This is a genomic window from Enterobacter sp. TMH.L2 (assembly GCF_050847315.1).
Classification (GTDB): Bacteria; Pseudomonadota; Gammaproteobacteria; order Enterobacterales; family Enterobacteriaceae; genus Cedecea.
This window is the reverse complement of the sequence record NZ_CP193791.1, coordinates 1943314-1963057: the sequence shown is the minus strand read 5'-3', so window position 1 is coordinate 1963057 and position 19744 is coordinate 1943314. Positions and strand designations below refer to the sequence as shown.

At 53.0% G+C, this 19744-nt stretch carries 20 protein-coding genes and 1 riboswitch; of the genes, 8 read left to right on the top strand and 12 right to left on the bottom strand.

Features of this window, described 5'->3' with window-relative positions:
- Positions 1–44: 44 nt before the first annotated feature.
- From ACREYP_RS09540 to mntP, 4 genes are all read left to right on the top strand, one after another.
- Positions 45–845 carry a PTS mannose/fructose/sorbose transporter subunit IIC gene (locus ACREYP_RS09540; protein ID WP_008454035.1) on the top strand — a complete coding sequence of 267 codons (801 nt, stop codon included), beginning with the start codon at positions 45–47 and terminating at the stop codon, positions 843–845.
- A 12-nt stretch (positions 846–857) separates the two neighbouring features.
- Positions 858–1709 carry a PTS mannose transporter subunit IID gene (locus ACREYP_RS09535; protein ID WP_008454033.1) on the top strand — a complete coding sequence of 284 codons (852 nt, stop codon included), beginning with the start codon at positions 858–860 and terminating at the stop codon, positions 1707–1709.
- 60 nt (positions 1710–1769) lie between these two features.
- Positions 1770–2228, top strand: a complete 459-nt coding sequence (locus ACREYP_RS09530) for a DUF986 family protein (RefSeq protein WP_336708175.1) — start codon at positions 1770–1772, stop codon at positions 2226–2228.
- A gap of 198 nt (positions 2229–2426) precedes the next feature.
- A riboswitch (yybP-ykoY riboswitch) is annotated at positions 2427–2615 on the top strand.
- Positions 2616–2621: 6 nt separating this feature from the next.
- Positions 2622–3194: a manganese efflux pump MntP gene (gene mntP / locus ACREYP_RS09525; protein ID WP_008454030.1), complete on the top strand. Its 573-nt coding sequence runs from the start codon at positions 2622–2624 to the stop codon at positions 3192–3194.
- Here mntP and rlmA read toward each other — a convergent pair whose 3' ends face one another.
- The 7 genes from rlmA to mgrB form a co-directional block, all read right to left on the bottom strand.
- Positions 3195–3998 carry a 23S rRNA (guanine(745)-N(1))-methyltransferase gene (gene rlmA, locus ACREYP_RS09520; protein ID WP_008454027.1) on the bottom strand — a complete coding sequence of 268 codons (804 nt, stop codon included), beginning with the start codon at positions 3996–3998 and terminating at the stop codon, positions 3195–3197. It abuts the gene before it with no gap.
- A gap of 55 nt (positions 3999–4053) precedes the next feature.
- On the bottom strand, positions 4054–5799 hold the full coding sequence (gene ftsI / locus ACREYP_RS09515; RefSeq protein WP_008454025.1) for a peptidoglycan glycosyltransferase FtsI: 1746 nt from the start codon (positions 5797–5799) through the stop codon (positions 4054–4056).
- Positions 5800–6030: 231 nt separating this feature from the next.
- Positions 6031–6240 carry a transcription antiterminator/RNA stability regulator CspE gene (gene cspE / locus ACREYP_RS09510; protein WP_001062678.1) on the bottom strand — a complete coding sequence of 70 codons (210 nt, stop codon included), beginning with the start codon at positions 6238–6240 and terminating at the stop codon, positions 6031–6033.
- Positions 6241–6252: 12 nt separating this feature from the next.
- Positions 6253–6396: a DUF2627 domain-containing protein gene (locus tag ACREYP_RS09505; protein WP_008454022.1), complete on the bottom strand. Its 144-nt coding sequence runs from the start codon at positions 6394–6396 to the stop codon at positions 6253–6255.
- Positions 6397–6938: 542 nt separating this feature from the next.
- Positions 6939–7946: an MBL fold metallo-hydrolase gene (locus tag ACREYP_RS09500; protein WP_336818132.1), complete on the bottom strand. Its 1008-nt coding sequence runs from the start codon at positions 7944–7946 to the stop codon at positions 6939–6941.
- 16 nt (positions 7947–7962) lie between these two features.
- Positions 7963–8244: a YebO family protein gene (locus tag ACREYP_RS09495; RefSeq protein ID WP_008454018.1), complete on the bottom strand. Its 282-nt coding sequence runs from the start codon at positions 8242–8244 to the stop codon at positions 7963–7965.
- 54 nt (positions 8245–8298) lie between these two features.
- Entirely contained in the window at positions 8299–8442 is a 144-nt protein-coding gene (gene mgrB / locus ACREYP_RS09490; RefSeq protein ID WP_008454016.1) for a PhoP/PhoQ regulatory lipoprotein MgrB, read from the bottom strand.
- 159 nt (positions 8443–8601) lie between these two features.
- On the opposite strand from mgrB, the gene ACREYP_RS09485 reads away from it, so the two are divergent.
- A complete protein-coding gene (locus ACREYP_RS09485; RefSeq protein WP_336818219.1) occupies positions 8602–8841 on the top strand; it encodes a YobH family protein in 240 nt (79 codons plus the stop codon).
- Between the two features lie 42 nt (positions 8842–8883).
- On the opposite strand, the gene kdgR is transcribed toward ACREYP_RS09485, so the two are convergent.
- Positions 8884–9675 carry a DNA-binding transcriptional regulator KdgR gene (kdgR, locus tag ACREYP_RS09480; RefSeq protein WP_336818131.1) on the bottom strand — a complete coding sequence of 264 codons (792 nt, stop codon included), beginning with the start codon at positions 9673–9675 and terminating at the stop codon, positions 8884–8886.
- A gap of 175 nt (positions 9676–9850) precedes the next feature.
- On the opposite strand from kdgR, the gene ACREYP_RS09475 reads away from it, so the two are divergent.
- Complete coding sequence (locus tag ACREYP_RS09475; protein WP_336818130.1) at positions 9851–11224, top strand: MFS transporter; 1374 nt, start codon at positions 9851–9853, stop codon at positions 11222–11224.
- A gap of 45 nt (positions 11225–11269) precedes the next feature.
- On the opposite strand, the gene htpX is transcribed toward ACREYP_RS09475, so the two are convergent.
- The 4 genes from htpX to ACREYP_RS09455 form a co-directional block, all read right to left on the bottom strand.
- A complete protein-coding gene (htpX, locus tag ACREYP_RS09470; RefSeq protein WP_008454007.1) occupies positions 11270–12151 on the bottom strand; it encodes a protease HtpX in 882 nt (293 codons plus the stop codon).
- Between the two features lie 191 nt (positions 12152–12342).
- Positions 12343–14388, bottom strand: a complete 2046-nt coding sequence (gene prc, locus ACREYP_RS09465; RefSeq protein WP_336818129.1) for a carboxy terminal-processing peptidase — start codon at positions 14386–14388, stop codon at positions 12343–12345.
- 20 nt (positions 14389–14408) lie between these two features.
- Positions 14409–15092 (bottom strand): RNA chaperone ProQ, encoded by a 684-nt coding sequence (gene proQ / locus ACREYP_RS09460; protein WP_166873089.1) that lies wholly within the window; start codon positions 15090–15092, stop codon positions 14409–14411.
- Positions 15093–15196: 104 nt separating this feature from the next.
- Positions 15197–15685: a free L-methionine (R)-S-oxide reductase MsrC gene (locus ACREYP_RS09455; protein ID WP_008454000.1), complete on the bottom strand. Its 489-nt coding sequence runs from the start codon at positions 15683–15685 to the stop codon at positions 15197–15199.
- A 146-nt stretch (positions 15686–15831) separates the two neighbouring features.
- Here ACREYP_RS09455 and yebS point away from each other — a divergent pair, with 146 nt between their 5' ends.
- Positions 15832–17076, top strand: a complete 1245-nt coding sequence (gene yebS, locus ACREYP_RS09450) for a membrane integrity lipid transport subunit YebS (RefSeq protein ID WP_008453998.1) — start codon at positions 15832–15834, stop codon at positions 17074–17076.
- Positions 17045–19678: a PqiB family protein gene (locus ACREYP_RS09445; protein ID WP_336818128.1), complete on the top strand. Its 2634-nt coding sequence runs from the start codon at positions 17045–17047 to the stop codon at positions 19676–19678. The genes yebS and ACREYP_RS09445 overlap by 32 nt, the downstream gene beginning before the upstream one ends.
- Positions 19679–19744 lie beyond the last annotated feature (66 nt).

Genomic DNA, 19744 nt, shown 5'->3' with positions numbered 1-19744 from the left:
TGCTCAGATTTCACACATAAGTCATCGTCAATAGGAGAAGTACAATGGAGATTACCACTCTTCAGATTGTGCTGGTGTTTGTCGTAGCCTGTATCGCCGGTATGGAGTCGGTGCTCGATGAATTTCAGTTCCACCGTCCGCTTATCGCCTGTACGTTAATCGGTGCCGTCCTCGGCGACATGAAAACCGGCATCATCATCGGCGGTACGCTGGAAATGATCGCCCTGGGCTGGATGAATATCGGTGCTGCCGTGGCCCCGGATGCCGCCCTCGCTTCAATTATCTCGACCATTCTGGTCATTGCCGGGCACCAAAGCATCGGGGCCGGTATCGCGCTGGCTATCCCACTGGCTGCTGCGGGCCAGGTGCTGACCATTATCGTGCGTACTATTACCGTGGGCTTCCAGCACGCGGCGGATAAGGCGGCCAATAACGGCAACCTGACGGCGCTTTCGTGGATCCACGTCTCTTCCCTGTTCCTGCAGGCAATGCGTATCGCTATTCCAGCGGTTATCGTCGCCATCTCCGTAGGCACCAGTGAAGTTCAGAACATGCTGAACGCCATTCCTGAAGTGGTAACCAGCGGCCTGAACATCGCCGGCGGCATGATTGTGGTGGTCGGTTACGCGATGGTCATCAACATGATGCGCGCGGGCTACCTGATGCCGTTCTTCTACCTCGGTTTCGTTACCGCAGCGTTCACCAACTTCAACCTGGTGGCACTAGGCGTGATTGGCGCAGTGATGGCCATTCTCTACATTCAGCTCAGCCCGAAATATAACCGTAGCGCGGGTGCTCCGGCTCAGGCTGCTGCCGCGAACGATCTTGATAACGAACTGGACTAACAGGTGAGCGAAATGGTTGATTCCACTAAATTAACGACTGAGAAGAAAATCACCCAGAGTGATATCCGTGGCGTATTCCTGCGTTCTAACCTGTTCCAGGGCTCGTGGAACTTCGAACGTATGCAGGCGTTAGGCTTCTGCTTCTGTATGGTGCCGGTTATCAAACGCCTGTACCCGGAAAATAACGACGCCCGTCGCCAGGCTATCAAGCGCCATCTGGAATTCTTTAACACCCACCCTTACGTTGCCGCCCCGGTACTTGGCGTCACGCTGGCAATGGAAGAGCAGCGTGCTAACGGCGCTGAGATTGATGACGGTGCGATTAACGGCATCAAAGTTGGCCTGATGGGGCCGCTGGCCGGCGTAGGCGACCCTATCTTCTGGGGGACCGTCCGCCCGGTCTTTGCTGCCCTGGGCGCCGGTATCGCCATGAGCGGTAGCCTGCTTGGCCCGCTGCTGTTCTTTATTCTGTTCAACGCGGTGCGCCTGCTGACCCGCTACTATGGCGTGGCCTATGGCTACCGTAAAGGCGTCGATATCGTTAAGGATATGGGCGGCGGCTTCCTGCAAAAACTGACGGAAGGGGCGTCTATTCTCGGCCTCTTTGTCATGGGGGCGTTAGTTAACAAATGGACGCACGTTAACATCCCACTGGTGGTGTCAAAAATTACCGACCAGACCGGGGCCGTTAAAGTGACCACCGTGCAAACGATCCTCGACCAGCTGATGCCGGGCCTGGTACCGCTGCTGCTGACCTTTGCCTGTATGTGGCTGCTACGCAAAAAAGTCAACGCGCTGTGGATCATTATGGGCTTCTTTGTAATCGGCATTGTGGGTTACGCTATTGGCCTGCTGGGTCTGTAATTTGTTCTGACAAACGGGGGCATTCAGCCCCCGTTTTTTTTATCTTTAAGGGGAGGTTTCATGACGTTAACGGATGTCGTGCTGGTTGTGTTTATCGCGTTGCTGCTGGCTTTTGCCGTTTACGATGAGTTTGTGATGGACAAACTAAAGGGCAAAACCCTGCTCAAAATCCCCCTGCTTCGCCGTAATCGCGTGGACAGCGCCATCTTTGTCTTTCTTGTCGGCATTCTTATCTATAACAACGTGACCTCGCACGGTACCCCGCTAACCACATGGTTATTATCTGCTCTGGCGCTAATGGCCATTTATCTTTCCTGGTTCAGGCAACCGAAGATCGTCTTCAAAAGTCATGGTTTTTTCTTCGCCAATGTTTGGGTGGAATATAACCGCATTAAAGAAATGAATTTGTCGGAAGATGGCGTGCTGGTGATGCAATTAGAACAGCGGCGCTTATTGATTCGCGTAAAGAATATTGATGACCTCGAAAGAATTTACAAACTAATGGTTTCAACTCAGTAAGTTACACATATAGCAATGTCTATATTGGTGGGCTATTTTTCATCAATTGAAACATAGCCTTTGCTATTTCATAAGATTTATATGGCTTTATTTTAACCTTTACATTGCATGTCTCATTAAAACGAAAATCGTTATCAATAAATGATCAGAAAAATAGAATTCAAAGATTGTTTTAATTTAAAAAAATATGTTAAGGTTGCGCCCGTCGTTGGGGAGTAGCCGATTTCTGCCACAGGCAGAAATGTACATGTCAACATACTCGTTATATCCGCTCCTGAGATTAACGTGGCATGTACGCCTCAGAGTTCTGAGTAGGCGAGACCATAGGCACGCGCCATCGTAAAGTTGGGGATGGTTTGCGTGTATATGGATATTCCCAACTGAGGCGTAACGATGAATCTCTCCGCAACAATCCTGCTTGCTTTCGGCATGTCCATGGACGCTTTCGCCGCTTCCATCGGCAAAGGTGCCACTCTGCACAAACCTAAATTCTCAGAAGCCCTCCGTACCGGTTTGATCTTTGGCGTCATTGAAGCCATTACTCCGCTTATCGGCTGGGGCCTTGGCCTGCTGGCGAGCAAAGTTGTGCTGGAATGGAACCATTGGGTGGCCTTTATTCTGCTGGTGTTCCTCGGCGGGCGTATGGTGCTGGAAGGCTTCCGCGGGGCGGCTCAGGAAGATGCGCCTAAAATTCATCGCCACGGTTTTTGGCTGCTGGTGACCACCGCGATTGCCACCAGTCTTGATGCAATGGCCGTAGGCGTTGGGCTTGCCTTCCTGCAGGTCAATATTATTCAGACTGCGCTAGCCATCGGCTGCGCTACCGCGATTATGTCCACTCTGGGGATAATGGTCGGCCGCTTTATCGGGCCTATGTTAGGCAAACGCGCCGAGATCCTCGGCGGTATCGTGCTGATAGGCATCGGCTGCCAGATCATGTACAGCCACTTCGCCCCTTTTAACTGATCAATCGCGCTGCCAGACCCGCACCACAAAGTCAGTTTCACAGCTAAATGCCGTTTCTGTTTTCAGCCCGTCCCAGACTTCCGGGCGGGCGCGCCAGGCGAACGGCGTCATTTGCAGCAGAGCGGCAGCCTCATCCCCACGCAGGTTCATCATCCAGCCAGGCTGAAGCGTCTGCTGCAGCGTAAAGCCCGGCATAGATTCAACCTCTTCACTGTGCAAGACAATATCCTGATAAATCAGCCCTTTTAGCTGCATCAAATGGCGTGGGCCAGGCGTGGCTGTCACCACTACGCCGCCACGCTTCACGACCCGGGCAAGCTCTTCGCCCTTGCAGGGAGCAAAAATGCGCACAATCGAGTCCATACTCTCGTCGGCAAACGGCAGGCGGTGGCTGGATGCTACACAAAATTTAACTTCACGGTAGCGTTTGGCGGCGTAGCGAATCGCAACTTTTGAAACGTCCAGCCCCCAGGTTTCACCCCCGTTATCTGCCACAACCGATGCAAATCCCGCCGTGTAATACCCTTCCCCACAGCCAATATCCAATAGCGCCGAGGGCGCTATCTCTTTTAACAGCTGGCAAACGGTATCGCGTAGAGGCTGATAATGTCCGGCGTCGAGGAATGCCCGGCGAGCCTGCATCATTTCCGCGCTGTCACCCGGGTCTTTCGAACGTTTATGCTGAACGGGCAGCAAATTAACGTAGCCTTCTTTGGCAATATCAAATTGATGGCCCTGAGGGCAACGATAGCTGTTCGCGCTGGCGCTAAGCACGGAATGGCAGAGTGGGCAAAGCCAGGACATAAAAAACTCCGGAAACAACAAAGGGCGCAATTTTAGCGTCCCTTTTGCCAAACCGCTACATGGCGGCGCGGTCATTCTCCATTTTGTTCAGCACCATAATGCTGTTGTCTCCGGCGGGTAGCCCGTCCGGCTCAATATTTTCCAGACGTAAAACATCCCCCATGATTTGGCTGAAAACAGGGGCAGAAACCGCACCGCCGTAGTACTTCCCGTTGGAAGGATCGTTAATCACCACCACCAGCGCATAGCGAGGATTACTGGCCGGCGCCACGCCAGCCGTGTAGGCAATGTACTGATCTATATATTTGCCATCAGGACCGATCTTTTTGGCTGTGCCCGTTTTCACCGCCACACGGTAGCCATGAACTGCTGCCTTAACCCCCCCGCCGCCGGGCAGCGCCACGCTCTCCATCATATGTTCCACTTCATGCACGATTTCTTCAGGCATAACCCTTTTCCCTTCCACCGGCGGGTCTACTCGGGTGATGGACAGCGGACGGGAAATGCCAAAGCTGCCGATCGTGGCGTAAACGTGAGCCAGCTGCAGCGGGGTCACCATCAGGCCATAGCCAAATGCGAAAGTGGCGCGATCCAGTTCTCCCCAGCGCTGGCGCACCGGCAACAGGCCGCGGCTTTCCCCCGTCAGGCCGATTGCGGTGGGGACGCCAAAGCCAAATTTATGATAAGTGTCCCAAATATTCTGAATCGGCATCGCCAGTGAAAGACGGGACACGCCGGTATCGCTCGATTTTTGTAGCACGCCTGTCAGGGTGAGCTGCGGGTAATACCCCACGTCACGAATGTGGTGCCCGTCCAGTGTAAATGGATGAGTATCAATAACGCTGTCAGGCCGGACAATTCCCTGCTGCAGCGCGGTCATTACCACCATCGGTTTTACGGTCGAACCGGGTTCGAAGGTGTCGCTTATCGCACGGTTACGGAAATCATCGAGCTTTGCATCATCGCGGTTGTTCGGATTGAAAGTCGGGTAATTAGCCATCGCCAGAACTTCACCGGTCTGTACATCAATAACCACCGCAGCGCCTGACTCTGCTTTGTTCCAGGACACAGCGTTGCTGAGTGCATCTTCCGTCACAGTTTGCAGCCGTTCATCGATGCTGAGCTGGATATTATGCGCGGGGCTGGCAGGGTTCTCAGTAATATTCTCTACAACATGGCCGTAACGGTCTTTACGCACCAGACGCTCACCTTCTTTACCGGTCAGCTGCTGGTTAAAGCTTTTCTCGATCCCTTCAATGCCCTGATCGTCAATGTTGGTGAAGCCGATCAGGTTTGCCCCAACCCGGCCTGCGGGATAAAAGCGGCGAGATTCATCGCGCAGCGCAATACCAGGGATATTTAGTTTGTCGATGTATTGTGCCTGCTGGGGATCCAGCTGGCGCGCAAGGTAGATAAAACGGCCGCGCTCGTTGCTGTGAATACGCGCGGCAATCTCGCTCAAAGGGACGTGCAGCGCCGAGGCCAGCGCCTGCCAGCGGCTGTTAACCAGTACGCCGCCCTTCTCCATAACCGTTTTCGGATCGGCCCACACAGCCTCGACCGGCACACTGACCGCCAGCGGTTTTCCGTTGCGATCTTCGATCATCCCACGGGGCACCTCAATCGGCTCCTCGCGCAGGGAACGCATATCCTCCTGTTTAACCAGGTTATCCGGGGAGATAATTTGCAGCCAAGCAATACGTCCGAGCAGGAACACCAAACTCCCGGTGATGGCCACACACAGAAGCCCAAAACGCCACTGGATAAAATTACCGGTTAATACGGGGACACCCTTCTTCACAACTATTCCTTGAGGAGCCTAAGCGATTGAAAGATTTAACCAGATCCCAGACATTTTGCCGGGAGAACAGTGCTAAAACCTTCGCAGCTTTGCAACAAGAGGCAACAAATGATTCAATTTGTTAATAGCTTGAAAAACAGTAGATTAGCGACAGAAATGAAAAAGCCCCGTCGAAACGGGGCTTTTATCTCAATTCGGCGTTATTCGCGCCTGAGCTCTAATCCAGAAGAATTAGATGGCAGTCACGTTAACTGCAGCAGGGCCTTTCTGGCCGTCCTGGATTTCGAATTCAACGTTCTGGCCTTCAGCCAGAGTTTTGAAGCCGTTACCCTGGATTGCAGAGAAGTGTACGAATACATCTTTGCTGCCGTCTGCTGGAGTAATGAAACCAAAACCTTTAGACTCGTTGAACCACTTAACTTGACCTTTAATCTTTGCCATTTTGCAAATTCCTTAGATTGTATTCTTCGCCCGCAGGCATAACTTAGATAAAACAGAGACATTACTGCATGAGGCACTAATATAAGGCTCGGCAGAGAAGCGGTATTCAACGACAACGTGTTTACTCAGGTCTTCTTTACTGAAAATGCCACACATAAACAGAACTGTACCTCGTTTAACCCAACGTGTTATCACACACAACGTAAACAATGGCAAGCCATTTTTAAGCATGTGTCGATCTGCCGCACAGATTCAGAAAATTACACGATTACTTTGGGAAAGTAATCCGCGCTTTTTGATATATATTTTCACTACACAAGATTGTCGCAACAGATTGTGTTTTAACAACATTCCGACAACTTCTGAACCTTAGCGTAAAGTGCACTTTTCGTCCAGACACATGAACAATAAAATCCTTTTTGAAGGATATATCTTTATGATTTTTTATGCATACCTATGCACAAATCAACCTAAAGCCAGTCATCGCGTTCAATACCCGGATTTCATCCCTGTATTTTTTATGTCCACCGAATAAAGCCTGTACAACAGACCATGTATTCTGCACCAAAATAATGAAAGTTTAATGACACTTTGCCCCAGGATAAGGCAATAAAAACGTTTCGATGAAATTTAAAGCATGATTATCAGGCGTTAATTTAGCCAAATAGAAATAAAGCTCTCTGCACGGGCAATAATAATTAATTCTTATTCTTATTTTTTGTTAGGGGCAAACTTTGACCAATACGCAGCGGTGAAAACAGATCATCGCTTTCCCCTTTCTCACGCAGGGCCGCCAGCAATTCCTGCGGTGGTTTATCGAGAGACTCATCGGCCAGTTCAAATACGCCCCAGTGGATAGGAATTGTCTCAGGCTTGCCGATTGCTTGCCATAAAGTCACCGCCTGTTGCGGATCCATATGATGATCGCCCATAAACCAGCGAGGCTCATAGGCCCCGATCGGCAATGCAGCCATGTCAAATGGACCCAGCCGTTTTGCGATCTCCGCCAGAGACGGGGTATAACCCGAATCACCGCTGAACCAGAAGCGCAAATTCCCCTGCTCCACAACCCAGCCGCACCAGAGCGAACGGTTTCGATCCCAAAACGTTCGCATACTCCAGTGCCGGGCAGGCACGGCGGTGAAAACCATGCCGCACCAGTTAAAGCTTTGCCACCAGTCCAGCTCTGTTACCTGCTCAATGCCGCGCTGGCTGAACCATGCTTTCAAGCCCAGGGGCACAAAAAAATGCACGTCGGGAAAACGCTTGATCAAGCGACGGACAGTTTTTTTGTCCAGATGGTCGTAGTGGTTATGGGAGATGAGTACCGCATCAAGTCGAGGCAACTGGTTAAGGTCGAGCGGGACTTCGGTTCGCCGGACAGGACCGGCAAAAGAAACCGGGGAAGCTCGACGGGAAAATACCGGATCGGTCAGCAGAAAATGGCCATTAAGCCGCAATAACAGGCTGGCATGACCCAGCCACCATATGCGGTCATCGCTACCGCTCAGATCGGCCTGTTGCCACCAGCGTTCAATAAACGCGGAATAACCTTCACCGGGAGGATGCGGCAGCTTCTGCGCTTTGCGCTCCTGCCGCCACCTTTGGACGTCGCCAGGTTGCCGGACTGCAGGCTCAGCGTTACAAAACCCATCAGGTAGATGGTGGGATAACTGCGGATTGTACCAGGGGTTTTTCCAGCTCATCCCACCTCCAGCCTGATTAGCGTTCCGCTACCAGACGAACAAAGTCGTCGTCATTTTCTTCTTCAGCCTTCGCAGTCGGTTTGTGTTCCGGCTCGGGTTCGTTGGCTTCGCACAGGCGACGCAGCAGGGCATTTTGACGTTTCTGTAAATCAACCAGCTCTTCAAGCAGCGCAATCTGCTCGTTTGCACGGCTGCTGGAACGATTGACAAAAAACCACAGAACAAGACCGACAATCAACGTCACCAGCGAGATTGCCAGCGGCATGATACTTAAAGCACTAACACCCAGTTCGTTCATCTTACCACCTCAAAAAAAACGCATTCTACACCTGAGGCAGAGAGAGACAAATCACTACCAGGGGATAAATTTATTAATGGTACAAATGCCGCTGAAAAATTGCACATCCTGGTCGCACATCACATTTATCATTTGAGTCCATAGCAGCAGGCAGGTAACAACAATCACCAGAACGATCACCCATCTGTACTTTCTCACTACATCGCCACCTCTTGACCATAGAATTTCGCTAATTTAACACTAACCAACTAAACCATAAGTAACGTTTCCTGCTTTTTCATTTCAGAATCATCAGATTGTGACGTCAATTATTCAGAGTAAGGTTGATGCAGGATTGGATTGATGTTTGAGGTCAGTATGCGAGCGATTATTCGTACCATCATTGTTATTGCCATCATCTGGATTGGCCTGTTGCTTTCAGGCTATGGCGTTTTGATTGGCAGCAAAGAAAATGCGGCCGGACTGGGATTGCAATGCAAGTACCTGACGGCACGTAATACCGTGACAGCACAGTTTATTCATACCGACAGTGGAATTATTGGCCTGACCAACTGCCCACTGCTGCGTAAGGCCGACACGCCGATTGATAATGGTTAGATCTAAAGGGCCGCGTGTTCTGCGCGGCCCACTTTAACAAAATCAGAAAGGAGAGTGGTGATAGCCCATTTGCTCTGACAGCGCACGCGCAGCCTGATGAAGAAGATTAACGTATTCAGACAGTCCCTCATCCGAATAGCGAAGCGTTGGAAATGAAATACTCATTCCCGCAATGACAGTACCAAAACGATCAAACACCGGCACCGCCACGCAGCGAATGCCTTGTTCCTGTTCTTCGTTATCTTCGCCGTACCCCTGCTCACGCACCAGATCAAGCACCGGGAGAAGTGCTTCAGTACTGACAATAGTGCGTTCCGTGCTGCGGACATATTCTACGTCAGAGAGAATATCCAGAATCTCCTCGCGCGGTCGCCAGGCCAGCAAAACCTTCCCTATTGCAGTACTGTACAAAGGATTCCGACGCCCTACGCGGGAATACATGCGTAAATTATAGAGCGAGTCAATTTTATGGATATAGACAATACTGCTGTCGTCCAGCGCCCCGAGGTGAATCGCCTCTTTGGTTCGGCGGGAGAGCTCTCGCATCTGTATGTCTGCACTGCGGACAAGATCAACGTTCTGCAGGGCGCGGCTGCCAAGCTCAAAAAGCTTCAGCGTCAGCGCATATTTCTCTAACTCGCCTTCCTGAGAGACATAGCCCAGGGACTTCATGGTCTGCAAAAAGCGATACACGGTACTCTTGGACATCATCACGCGCTGAGAAAGTTCGGTTATCCCAATCTCTTTTTCTTCCCCAAGCGCCTGCAGGATGCCGAAAACTTTCAGCACGGAAGAGACTGCATCGGGCTGTTTGTCGGAGTCTGAGAGTGCCATACATCACCTCGGGGGTTATTGTTTTATAAAAATCAGAACTGCTTTTTAGTATATTGATGCCCCGTGAGTGTCGCAATCAAAGCCTGCTGATTCGTTACAAATCTGCGGCATCAGCGAGATTAATTAATGATAAAATCATTACCCTCCTAACGACTTCAGACAGCCTTTTCAAAGTATGGATAAATCAGTGCCCGACGGCTTGCCTACGCCCCAGCGTTATGGCGCCATTTTCACCATCGCGCTCGGCATTATGATGGCCGTGCTGGACGGCGCTATTGCTAACGTTGCCCTGCCTACCATTGCCCACGATTTGAATGCCAGCCCGGCGGAATCTATTTGGGTGGTTAACGCTTATCAAATAGCGATTATTGTCTCGCTGCTGTCGCTTTCTTTTCTCGGCGATATTTTTGGCTACCGCCGTATCTATCAATGCGGTCTGGTCCTGTTCTGCCTGACCTCACTGTTTTGTGCCGTCTCAACTTCATTGCCGATGCTCACCTTTGCCCGCGTACTGCAAGGCTTTGGCGGTGCGGCGCTGATGAGCGTAAATACCGCCTTGATACGCCTCATTTATCCTCAACGTTTTCTTGGTCGTGGGATGGGGGTCAATTCATTTATCGTTGCCGTCTCCTCCGCGGCAGGTCCCACCGTTGCCGCCGCGATTCTTTCGGTGGCCTCCTGGCAGTGGCTGTTTTTAATCAATGTGCCGATTGGCATCGTTTCGCTGATTCTGGCGCTGCGCTATTTACCTCCAAATCAGCAAAAATCCCAGGAGCAGCGTTTTGATATCCCGAGTGCGGTGATGAATGCCCTCACCTTCGGTCTGCTGATTTCAGCGATCGGTGGTTTTTCACAGGGCCAGCCGGGGTCAGTCATTATCGGTGAGCTGGTTGCGCTTGTCGTGATTGGCTATTTCTTCATCCGTCGCCAGCTTAGCTTACCGTTCCCTCTGCTGCCGGTAGACCTGCTGCGAATCCCGATTTTTTCGCTGTCTATTGGCACATCAATATGTTCGTTCGGCGCTCAAATGCTGGCGCTGGTTTCACTGCCCTTTTTCTTGCAAACCGTCCTGGGCCGCAGTGAGGTTGAAACCGGTCTGCTGTTAACGCCGTGGCCGCTGGCAACGATGGTGATGGCCCCGCTGGCCGGTTATCTTATCGAACGTGTTCATGCCGGCCTGATGGGCGCCGTAGGGCTTTTAGTGATGGCCTGCGGCCTGTTTGCTTTGGCCATGCTCCCGCACGATCCGTCCGACCTGAATATTATCTGGCGTATGGTGCTGTGTGGGGCAGGATTCGGCCTCTTCCAGTCCCCGAATAACCACACCATTATCTCCTCGGCGCCCCGCCATCGCAGCGGAGGGGCAAGCGGAATGCTGGGGACAGCTCGCCTGCTCGGGCAAAGCTGTGGGGCTGCACTGGTCGCGCTAATGTTTAACTTGTTTGGTAACAGTGGGACGCATGCCTCGCTGATTCTTGCAGGCATATTTGCCACCATTGCCGCCGTCGTCAGCGGGCTGCGAATGTCCCAGCCTCGGGCTCAGGCATAAAAAAAGCGTGCCACGTGGGCACGCTTTTTCACTTCAACCTTCCGGTTACTTCAGGTATTCACCGCTGCGCAGCGCTTCGATACGTTTGTCCAGCGGTGGGTGCGTCATGAACAGTTCGCTCATTGACTTAGCCTTACCGTTGATGCAAAACGCCATCATGCTGCTGGCTTCCTGCGGCTCGTAGCTGGTTTTCAGGCGCTGCAGGGCAGCAATCATCTTCTCGCGGCCCACAAGCTTCGCGGAACCCGCGTCGGCATGGAATTCACGATGGCGTGAGAACCACATGGTGATGATGCTTGCCAGAATGCCAAACACCAGTTCAAGCACCGTCGCCACCGCAAAGTAAATCAGCGGGTTGCCGTTGCTGCTTTCGTTGTCATCACGGTTCCCGGACAGGAAGCCGGAAGCGACCTGGGCGATGATACGGGAGATAAAGATAACGAAGGTGTTCACTACACCCTGAATTAGCGTCATGGTGACCATATCGCCATTGGCGATGTGGCTGATTTCATGCGCGATAACCGCTTCCGCTTCGTCACGACTCATGTTTTGCAGCAGACCTGTGCTGACCGCAACCAGAGAGGCGTCACGGCGCGCTCCGGTGGCGAAAGCATTGATGTCTGGCGCATGGTAAATCGCAACCTGCGGCATGGCGATACCCGCCTGCTGTGACTGCCGACGCACGGTTTCCATCAACCAGTGCTCAGTTTCATTACGAGGTTGCTCAATCACCTCACCGCCTACTGAACGCAATGCCATCCATTTTGACATCAGCAGGGAAATAAAAGAGCCGCCAAAGCCAAACAGCACCGCCATGATCATCAGACCCTGAACGCTGCTCGACTGGATCCCCGTCAGGCTTAGCACCAGCCCGAAAACGACCATTACCGCAAGGTTGGTCAACAGGAAAAGCCCGATACGCATCATAATTTTCTTTTTACCTCGGTTAAAAACACGCTCTTTGCGCTCCCACACATCGTAGGGGCGCGCCGCCTATTTTCAAGCATCCGCCCCGCCCAAGTGGTTAATAATACATAACTTTACATTTTGTATGCATTTATCTTACATCACGAAGACAGGCAAAAAAATGGGCACCGCTTGGGTGCCCATCAGGGAGGTTATTTCGCCGCCGGTAGTTCAGCCGGCCTGTCTTGCTCCATACCGGCAAGATCGATGGCAATATGTACCGTCTCGTCGAGATACGGATCGGGCTCCTGGTAGTCCTTCGGCAAATCGTCGAGTTTCTTAAGCGGCGCTTTCCCTTCCCGCTTAAAGCGATCGTTGATTCTGGCCAGACGCGTCGCGTCGTCTTCCTGATTCTCTTTTTCACGTACCGCATAATTCAGAGAAACAGCGTTACGTTTTTCCTTCAGGGCATTGAAGCGAGCAATGTCCTTCATGATGTACTGGAATTCAGGGTCTTTGGCGATGCGATCCTGATGCAGCTTCAGCAACTCAGGTTCAAACGGCGTAAGGTCACCGGTTTTCACATAGGTCGCTGCGTTGATGCTGTCCCACGGCAACGCGTTGTCTTCGAACTTCTCGCCGGTCTCAGTTTGCTCGGTCCCGGTTGGCATCATGATGTCCGGCGTCACACCTTTCCGCTGAGTGCTGCCGCCGTTGATGCGGTAGAACTTCTGAATGGTGTACTGAACCGAGCCCAGCGCAGGCCATTCCGGACGCAGCATCTGATCGTAAATGCGATTCAGCGAACGGTACTGCTGCACGGTGCCTTTCCCGAAGGTCGGCTCGCCGACAATCAGCGCGCGGCCATAATCCTGCATCGCCGCCGCAAAGATTTCAGATGCCGAGGCGCTGAAGCGGTCAACCAGCACCACCAGCGGCCCTTTGTAGTAGACCACGCCGTCGGTATCGCTATCTTCACGGACTTTACCGTTGTTGTCGCGGACCTGAACGACCGGGCCACTTGGGATAAACAGACCGGACAGGGACACCGCTTCAGTCAGCGCCCCGCCGCCGTTAGAACGCAGATCGATAATTACGCTCTTCACGTTCTGTTTTTCCAGCTTCTGCAGCTGAACCTTCACATCATCAGTGAGGCCAACGTAGAAGCCAGGAATATCCAGCACGCCGACTTTGTCTTTGCCGACTGTCTTCACAGACATCTTAACCGCGCGATCTTCGAGGCGAATACGTTCGCGGGTCAGCGTCACGGTACGCGTCTTGGTGCCTTTGCCCGCTGGCAGGATTTCAAGGCGAACTTTGCTGCCTTTTGGCCCTTTAATCAGCGCCACAACGTCGTCCAGACGCCAGCCGATCACGTCAACCATCGGTTTACCCGTTTGGCCTACGCCAACAATACGATCGCCGACGGTGATGGCCTTGCTCTTCGCCGCCGGACCACCGGCAACCATGGAGTTGATCAGCGTATAATCATCGTCCATTTGCAGCACCGCCCCGATACCTTCTAAAGACAGGCTCATTTCGGTGTTGAACTGTTCGGTGCTGCGCGGAGAGAGATAGTTCGTATGCGGGTCAATCTCATGAGCAAACGCGGTCATCGCCAGCGAGAACACATCTTCGCTGTTACTTTGCGCCAGGCGGCGGATCGCAAACTGATAGCGCTTGGTCAGGGTTTCACGAATTTCCTGCTCGGTTTTACCGGTCAGCTTCAGGCTCAGCTCGTCGTATTTAACTTTCGCATCCCAGAGCTTATCCAGCTCATCGACGCTCGTTGGCCACGGCGCCTTGCTGCGATCCAGATTGATGGTGTCGTTACCGGTGAAATCCATCGGCTTCGCCAGCACCTTCAGGGCGTACTGGTAGCGTTCAAAACGGCGCTTCTGACCCAGATTGTAGAGGTCGTAAAAAACATCGAGCTTACCGCTGCGCAGCTCGTCGCCGATCTGCCCTTTCTTCGCGGCGAACTGGGCGACGTCGCTGGCTAACAGCACGTTATGGCTGTAATCCAGCAAGTTCAGGTAGCGGTCAAAGATTTTTGCCGAGAAATTGGCATCCAGATCGAACTGGCGGTAATGCGAGCGCGTAAAACGCGAGGTCACACGCTCACTCACCGTAGCGTGCTGAGCTTCTTCCTTTAACTGAGGAATTTGGTCAGCACGGGTAATGTTGTCCAGGGCCAGGGCACTGCCTGCCACGAACAGCAGGCTGGCGATAGCCGTAAGCTTAAAGAGTTTGTTCATGCCTGAGTCAGGCCTCCGTTTCAGAACTGCAAGTGTTCTGCGCGTACGATCATTGCCATACCAGAAGTCAGCTGTACACGGACGCCATCTTTGGTAATTTCCAGTACGGTAGCATCCATTGCGTTGTTACCGGCTTTGACTTTAATGGCCTGTCCAACCTGCAGAGCAGAAATATCGGTCACCGGCGTACGACGCTCTTCACGAGGTGCCTTTGGTGCCGGTTTTTCTGCGCGAGGTTTACGCTCCGCCCCTTCTTTACGACGCGGTGCTGCCGCCGGACGAGGTTTGCGTTCGCGACGTGGAGCGTCTTCCGTTACGCCTGCGGCTGCCGCGGCTTCACGTTTCTTCGCCTGTTGCTCAGCGCGCTGGGCCTGAACGCGGGCTTTCGCTTCATCCAGCTGCTGACGTGCATGTTCAACATGCTGTTCGTCCAGCTCACCGCAAGGGTTGCCATCAAGATCGACGCGAGTCGCGCCAGCTTTGATGCCGTACAGGTAGCGCCAGCTTGACGTATAGAGACGTAACGCTGAACGAAGCTGTGTTTTGCTGAGGCTCATTTCGCCTTCAACACGAGAGACTAAATCCTGGAAGATACCAATCTTCAACGGACGAGCTTCACCTTCAGCGCTAAAACATTGAGGGAAACGCTCGGCCAAAAATGCGATAACTTCTTTACTGCTATTCAACTTAGGTTGATTTTCCATGAAATTTCCTGATTACAACGGAATTGCCAATAAGTCGCAGGCATGAACAGGCGACATTATAATGACGCCATCGCTAAATGCCACGTTATCCGTTGCTTATCATGCTATCGAGGGAAGAATTTTTTAAAATCAGTGCCGCTCAGCACGTCTGAAAGCCGCGAAATCAAGGTTTTTAAACCCATTTCGTCTTCTTCCGAAAAACGGCCATACTCGGTGCTGTCGATATCCAGGACACCAATCGTCTGGCCGTCAACCGTCAGGGGCAGCACAATTTCCGAATTGCTGGCAGCATCGCAGGCAATGTGCCCGTCGAATGCATGCACATCCTCCACACGCTGAATCGTGCCTGCTGCGACGGCTGTGCCGCATACGCCCTTGCCGACAGGGATTCTTACGCAGGCAATTTTGCCCTGGAAGGGCCCCAGAACTAGCGTTTGGGCTTCGAGAAGGTAGAATCCTGCCCAGTTGACGCCTTCAAGGCGCTCAAAGAGCAACGCACTGGTATTCGCCAGTGTTGCAAGAAAGCTGGTTTCACCTGCCATTAACGCACTAAAATCGCGATTCAGATCCGCGTAAAATTGTTCTTTGTTCATTAAATAACCGTTATGTTGTCTTACTTTACTTTGTAGCATATTAAAATAAGCATTAAATGCACGGTGCCACAAGGTGTATCATTTTATGAATTACGATAGGCTAAATGCATCATTCAGATAACAACGCTCCCGGCTTACGACGCACAATGAAAATACACGCCATCAGTCAGGCATTGCCTCAGGCACGTTATCAGCGTTGTCCCCAATGCGATACCCTTTTCTCTCTGCCCCAGGTTAAATCAACACAAAGTGCCTACTGCCCCTGTTGTGATGCAAGAGTACATCATGGCCGTGACTGGTCATTGACGCGCCTGGGGGCGATGGCCGTGGCGATGCTGGTGCTGATGCCCGTCGCCTTTTCCGATCCGCTGCTGCGTATCTATCTCCTGGGTTCGAGTATTGATGCCAACGTTATGCAGGGCATTTGGCAGATGGCAAGCCAGGGAGACGTGCTTACCGCCGCCGTCGTGCTCTTTTGCGTGGTCGGCGCACCGGCCACGCTGGTCGCGGCTATTGCCTATCTCTGCTTTGGCAACATTCTCGGCATGAACCTTCGCCCGGTACTGCTGATGCTGGATAAGCTTAAAGAGTGGGTGATGCTGGATATCTATCTGGTGGGCATTGGCGTGGCGTGCATTAAGGTTCGCGAGTATGCGTTTATCCAGCCAGGCCCAGGGCTGATCGCTTTTATTGCGCTGGTGGTCTTGAGCCTGTTGACCATGATCCACCTGAACATTGAGCAGCTATGGGAGCGTTTTTACCCCCAGCGCCCGGCTCGTGCCTTTAATGCGCAACTGCGGGTTTGCCTCGGCTGCCATTTTACCGGCGTTCCTGACGAACGAGGCCGCTGCCCTCGCTGCCACATCCCGCTGTACCATCGCCGAAAGCAAAGCTTACAAAAATCCTGGGCAGCACTGGTTGCCTCCCTGATCTTCCTGCTTCCGGCTAACCTGCTGCCGATTTCTATTATTTACGTGAACGGGGCACGCCAGGAAGACACCATTCTTTCGGGCATCATTTCCCTGGCGCATAGCAATATCGCCGTCGCTGCCGTGGTGTTTATTGCCAGTATCCTGGTGCCGTTTACTAAAGTTATTGTATTAATTACGCTACTTATCAGTATTCATTTCAAATGCCAGCAGGGATTACGAACCCGCATTTTATTGCTGCGCTTTGTCACCTGGATTGGCCGCTGGTCTATGCTCGATCTGTTTGTCATCGCGTTGATGATGTCACTGGTTAACCGTGACCAGCTGTTAGCTTTTACGATGGGTCCCGCCGCAGTCTTCTTTGGCGCGGCGGTTATATTAACTATTCTTGCCGTCGAATGGCTGGATAGCCGACTACTTTGGGACGCACATGAGTCAGGAAACGCCCGCTTCACCGACTGAAGCGAGAATTAAAACGAAACGCCGGATTTCCCCTTTCTGGTTATTACCTGTTATTGCGTTACTGATTGCCGGCTGGCTGATCTGGACGACTTACCAGGAACGCGGCAACACCGTAACCATCGACTTCATCTCCGCCGACGGGATAGTCGCTGGCCGCACGCCCGTGCGCTACCAGGGCGTTGAAGTGGGTACCGTGCAAAACATCAGCCTGAGCGATGACCTGCGTAAAATAGAAGTCAAAGTCAGCATCAAAAGCGATATGAAGGATGCCCTGCGGGAAGACACACAATTCTGGCTGGTAACGCCGAAGGCTTCCCTCGCTGGAGTATCCGGGCTTGATGCCCTGGTAGGCGGGAACTACATCGGCATGATGCCGGGTAAAGGCGAGCCGCGTGACCATTTTACCGCCCTCGATACCCAACCCAAATATCGCCTGGATAACGGCGAGCTGATGATTCACCTCCACGCCCCGGATTTAGGCTCCCTTAACAGCGGGTCGCTGGTCTATTTCCGCAAAATTCCGGTTGGCCGCGTGTATGACTATGCCATCAATAAGAACAAGCAGGGCGTCACCGTCGACGTGCTTATCGATCGCCGCTTTACCAGCCTGGTGAAAAAAGGCAGCCGTTTCTGGAATGTGTCCGGCGTAAAGGCCGATGTTGGCCTGAGTGGGGCCAAAGTTCAGCTTGAAAGCCTGGCGGCGCTGGTCAATGGGGCCATTGCTTTCGATTCCCCTGACGATTCAGAACCGGCCAAAGCGGATGATGAATTCGGCCTTTACGAAGACCTGGCGCACAGCCAGCGCGGCGTCATCATTAACCTCGATCTCCCGAGCGGGGATAGCCTTAAAGCAGGCTCGACTAAGTTAATGTATCAGGGGCTGGAGGTGGGTTCGCTGACTAAGTTAAACCTCAATCCAGGCGGTGCCGTCACGGGGGAAATGACCGTTGACCCCGGCGTGGTTAGCCTGATGCGTAGCGGCACGCGCATCGAACTCCGTAGCCCAAAAATCTCGCTGGATAATCCAAGCATCAGCACGTTGCTCACGGGCAGCACCTTTGAACTTGTGCCGGGTGACGGCGAGCCGCAGGATCGCTTCACCGTGGTCTCCAGCGATCAAACGCCGCTCCAGCAGCCGAATGTATTGACGCTTTCGCTGACGGCCCCTGAAAGCTACGGCATTGATGCCGGACAACCGATTATCCTGCACGGGATACAAATCGGCCAGGTGGTGGCGCGGGCACTGTCAGCGAAAGGCGTCACGTTCTCCGTCGCCATTGAACCGCAATATCGCCATCTGCTGCAGGGCGACAGCAAATTCGTGGTCAACAGCCGCATTGATGTGAAGCTCGGCATGGACGGAGTGGAATTCCTGGGCGCCAGTGCCAACGAATGGGTCAACGGCGGCATACGCGTGCTGCCGGGCAGCAAAGGCGAGATGAAAAGCAGTTATCCGCTTTATGCCAACCTGGAAAAAGCGATTGAAAACAGCCTGAGCGACATCCCGACCACCACGCTGACGCTGACGGCCTCCAGCCTGCCAGATATCCAGACCGGCTCCGTGGTGCTGTACCGCAAATTCCAGGTGGGCGAAATCATCACCATCCGCCCTCGCGCCGAGAACTTTGATATTGATGTTCACATCAAGCCGGAATACCGCAAGCTGCTGACGCCAAACACCGTGTTTTGGGCTGAAGGTGGCGCGAAAGTTCAGCTCAACGGCAGCGGGCTAACGGTGCAGGCCTCCCCGCTCTCTCGTGCACTCAAAGGGGCCATCAGCTTTGACAACATGAGCGGTGCCAGCGTCGGGCAGGTGAAAGGTGAGAAACGCGTGCTGTACGCCTCTGAAACCGCGGCAAGAGCGGTGGGCAGCCAGATAACGCTGCACACTTTCGATGCCGGAAAACTTTCCGCCGGGATGCCAATTCGCTATCTGGGCATTGATATCGGCCAGCTTGAGTCGCTGAACCTGACGCAATCCCGCAACGAAGTGGAAGCGAAAGCGGTACTTTACCCTGAGTATGTGTCTACCTTCGCACGCGCCGGTACCCGCTTCTCCGTTGTCACACCGCAGATCTCTGCGGCGGGCGTCGATCATCTTGATACCCTCCTCCAGCCTTACATCAACGTTGAACCCGGTAAAGGTGACCCCCGCCGCGACTTCGAGCTGCAGGAAGCGTCTATCACCGACTCTCGCTACTCCGACGGGCTGAACATCGTGCTTGAAGTGCCTGAAGCCGGCTCGCTGAGCATAGGCACGCCGGTTCTCTTCCGCGGGATTGAAGTCGGTACGGTAACCGGCATGACGCTCGGCAATCTCTCTGACCGCGTGATGGTGGGCCTGCGTATAAGCAAGCGTTACCAGCATTTGGTCCGGGACAACTCCGTCTTCTGGCTGGCTTCCGGCTATAGCCTGGACTTTGGCTTAACTGGCGGCGTGGTGAAAACCGGAACCTTTAATCAGTTTATTCGCGGTGGCATTGCGTTTGCGACGCCGCCGGGGATCCCGCTTTCTCCTAAAGCAGAGGTCGGGAAACACTTCCTGCTGCTGGAAAGCGAGCCGAAAGAGTGGCGTCAGTGGGGCACCGCCCTTCCGCGCTGAACCGCAAGCCCGGGCGGTACGTCGCCCGGGTAATTCCGTGTTAAACTGCGCCCCTTAATTTTTTCA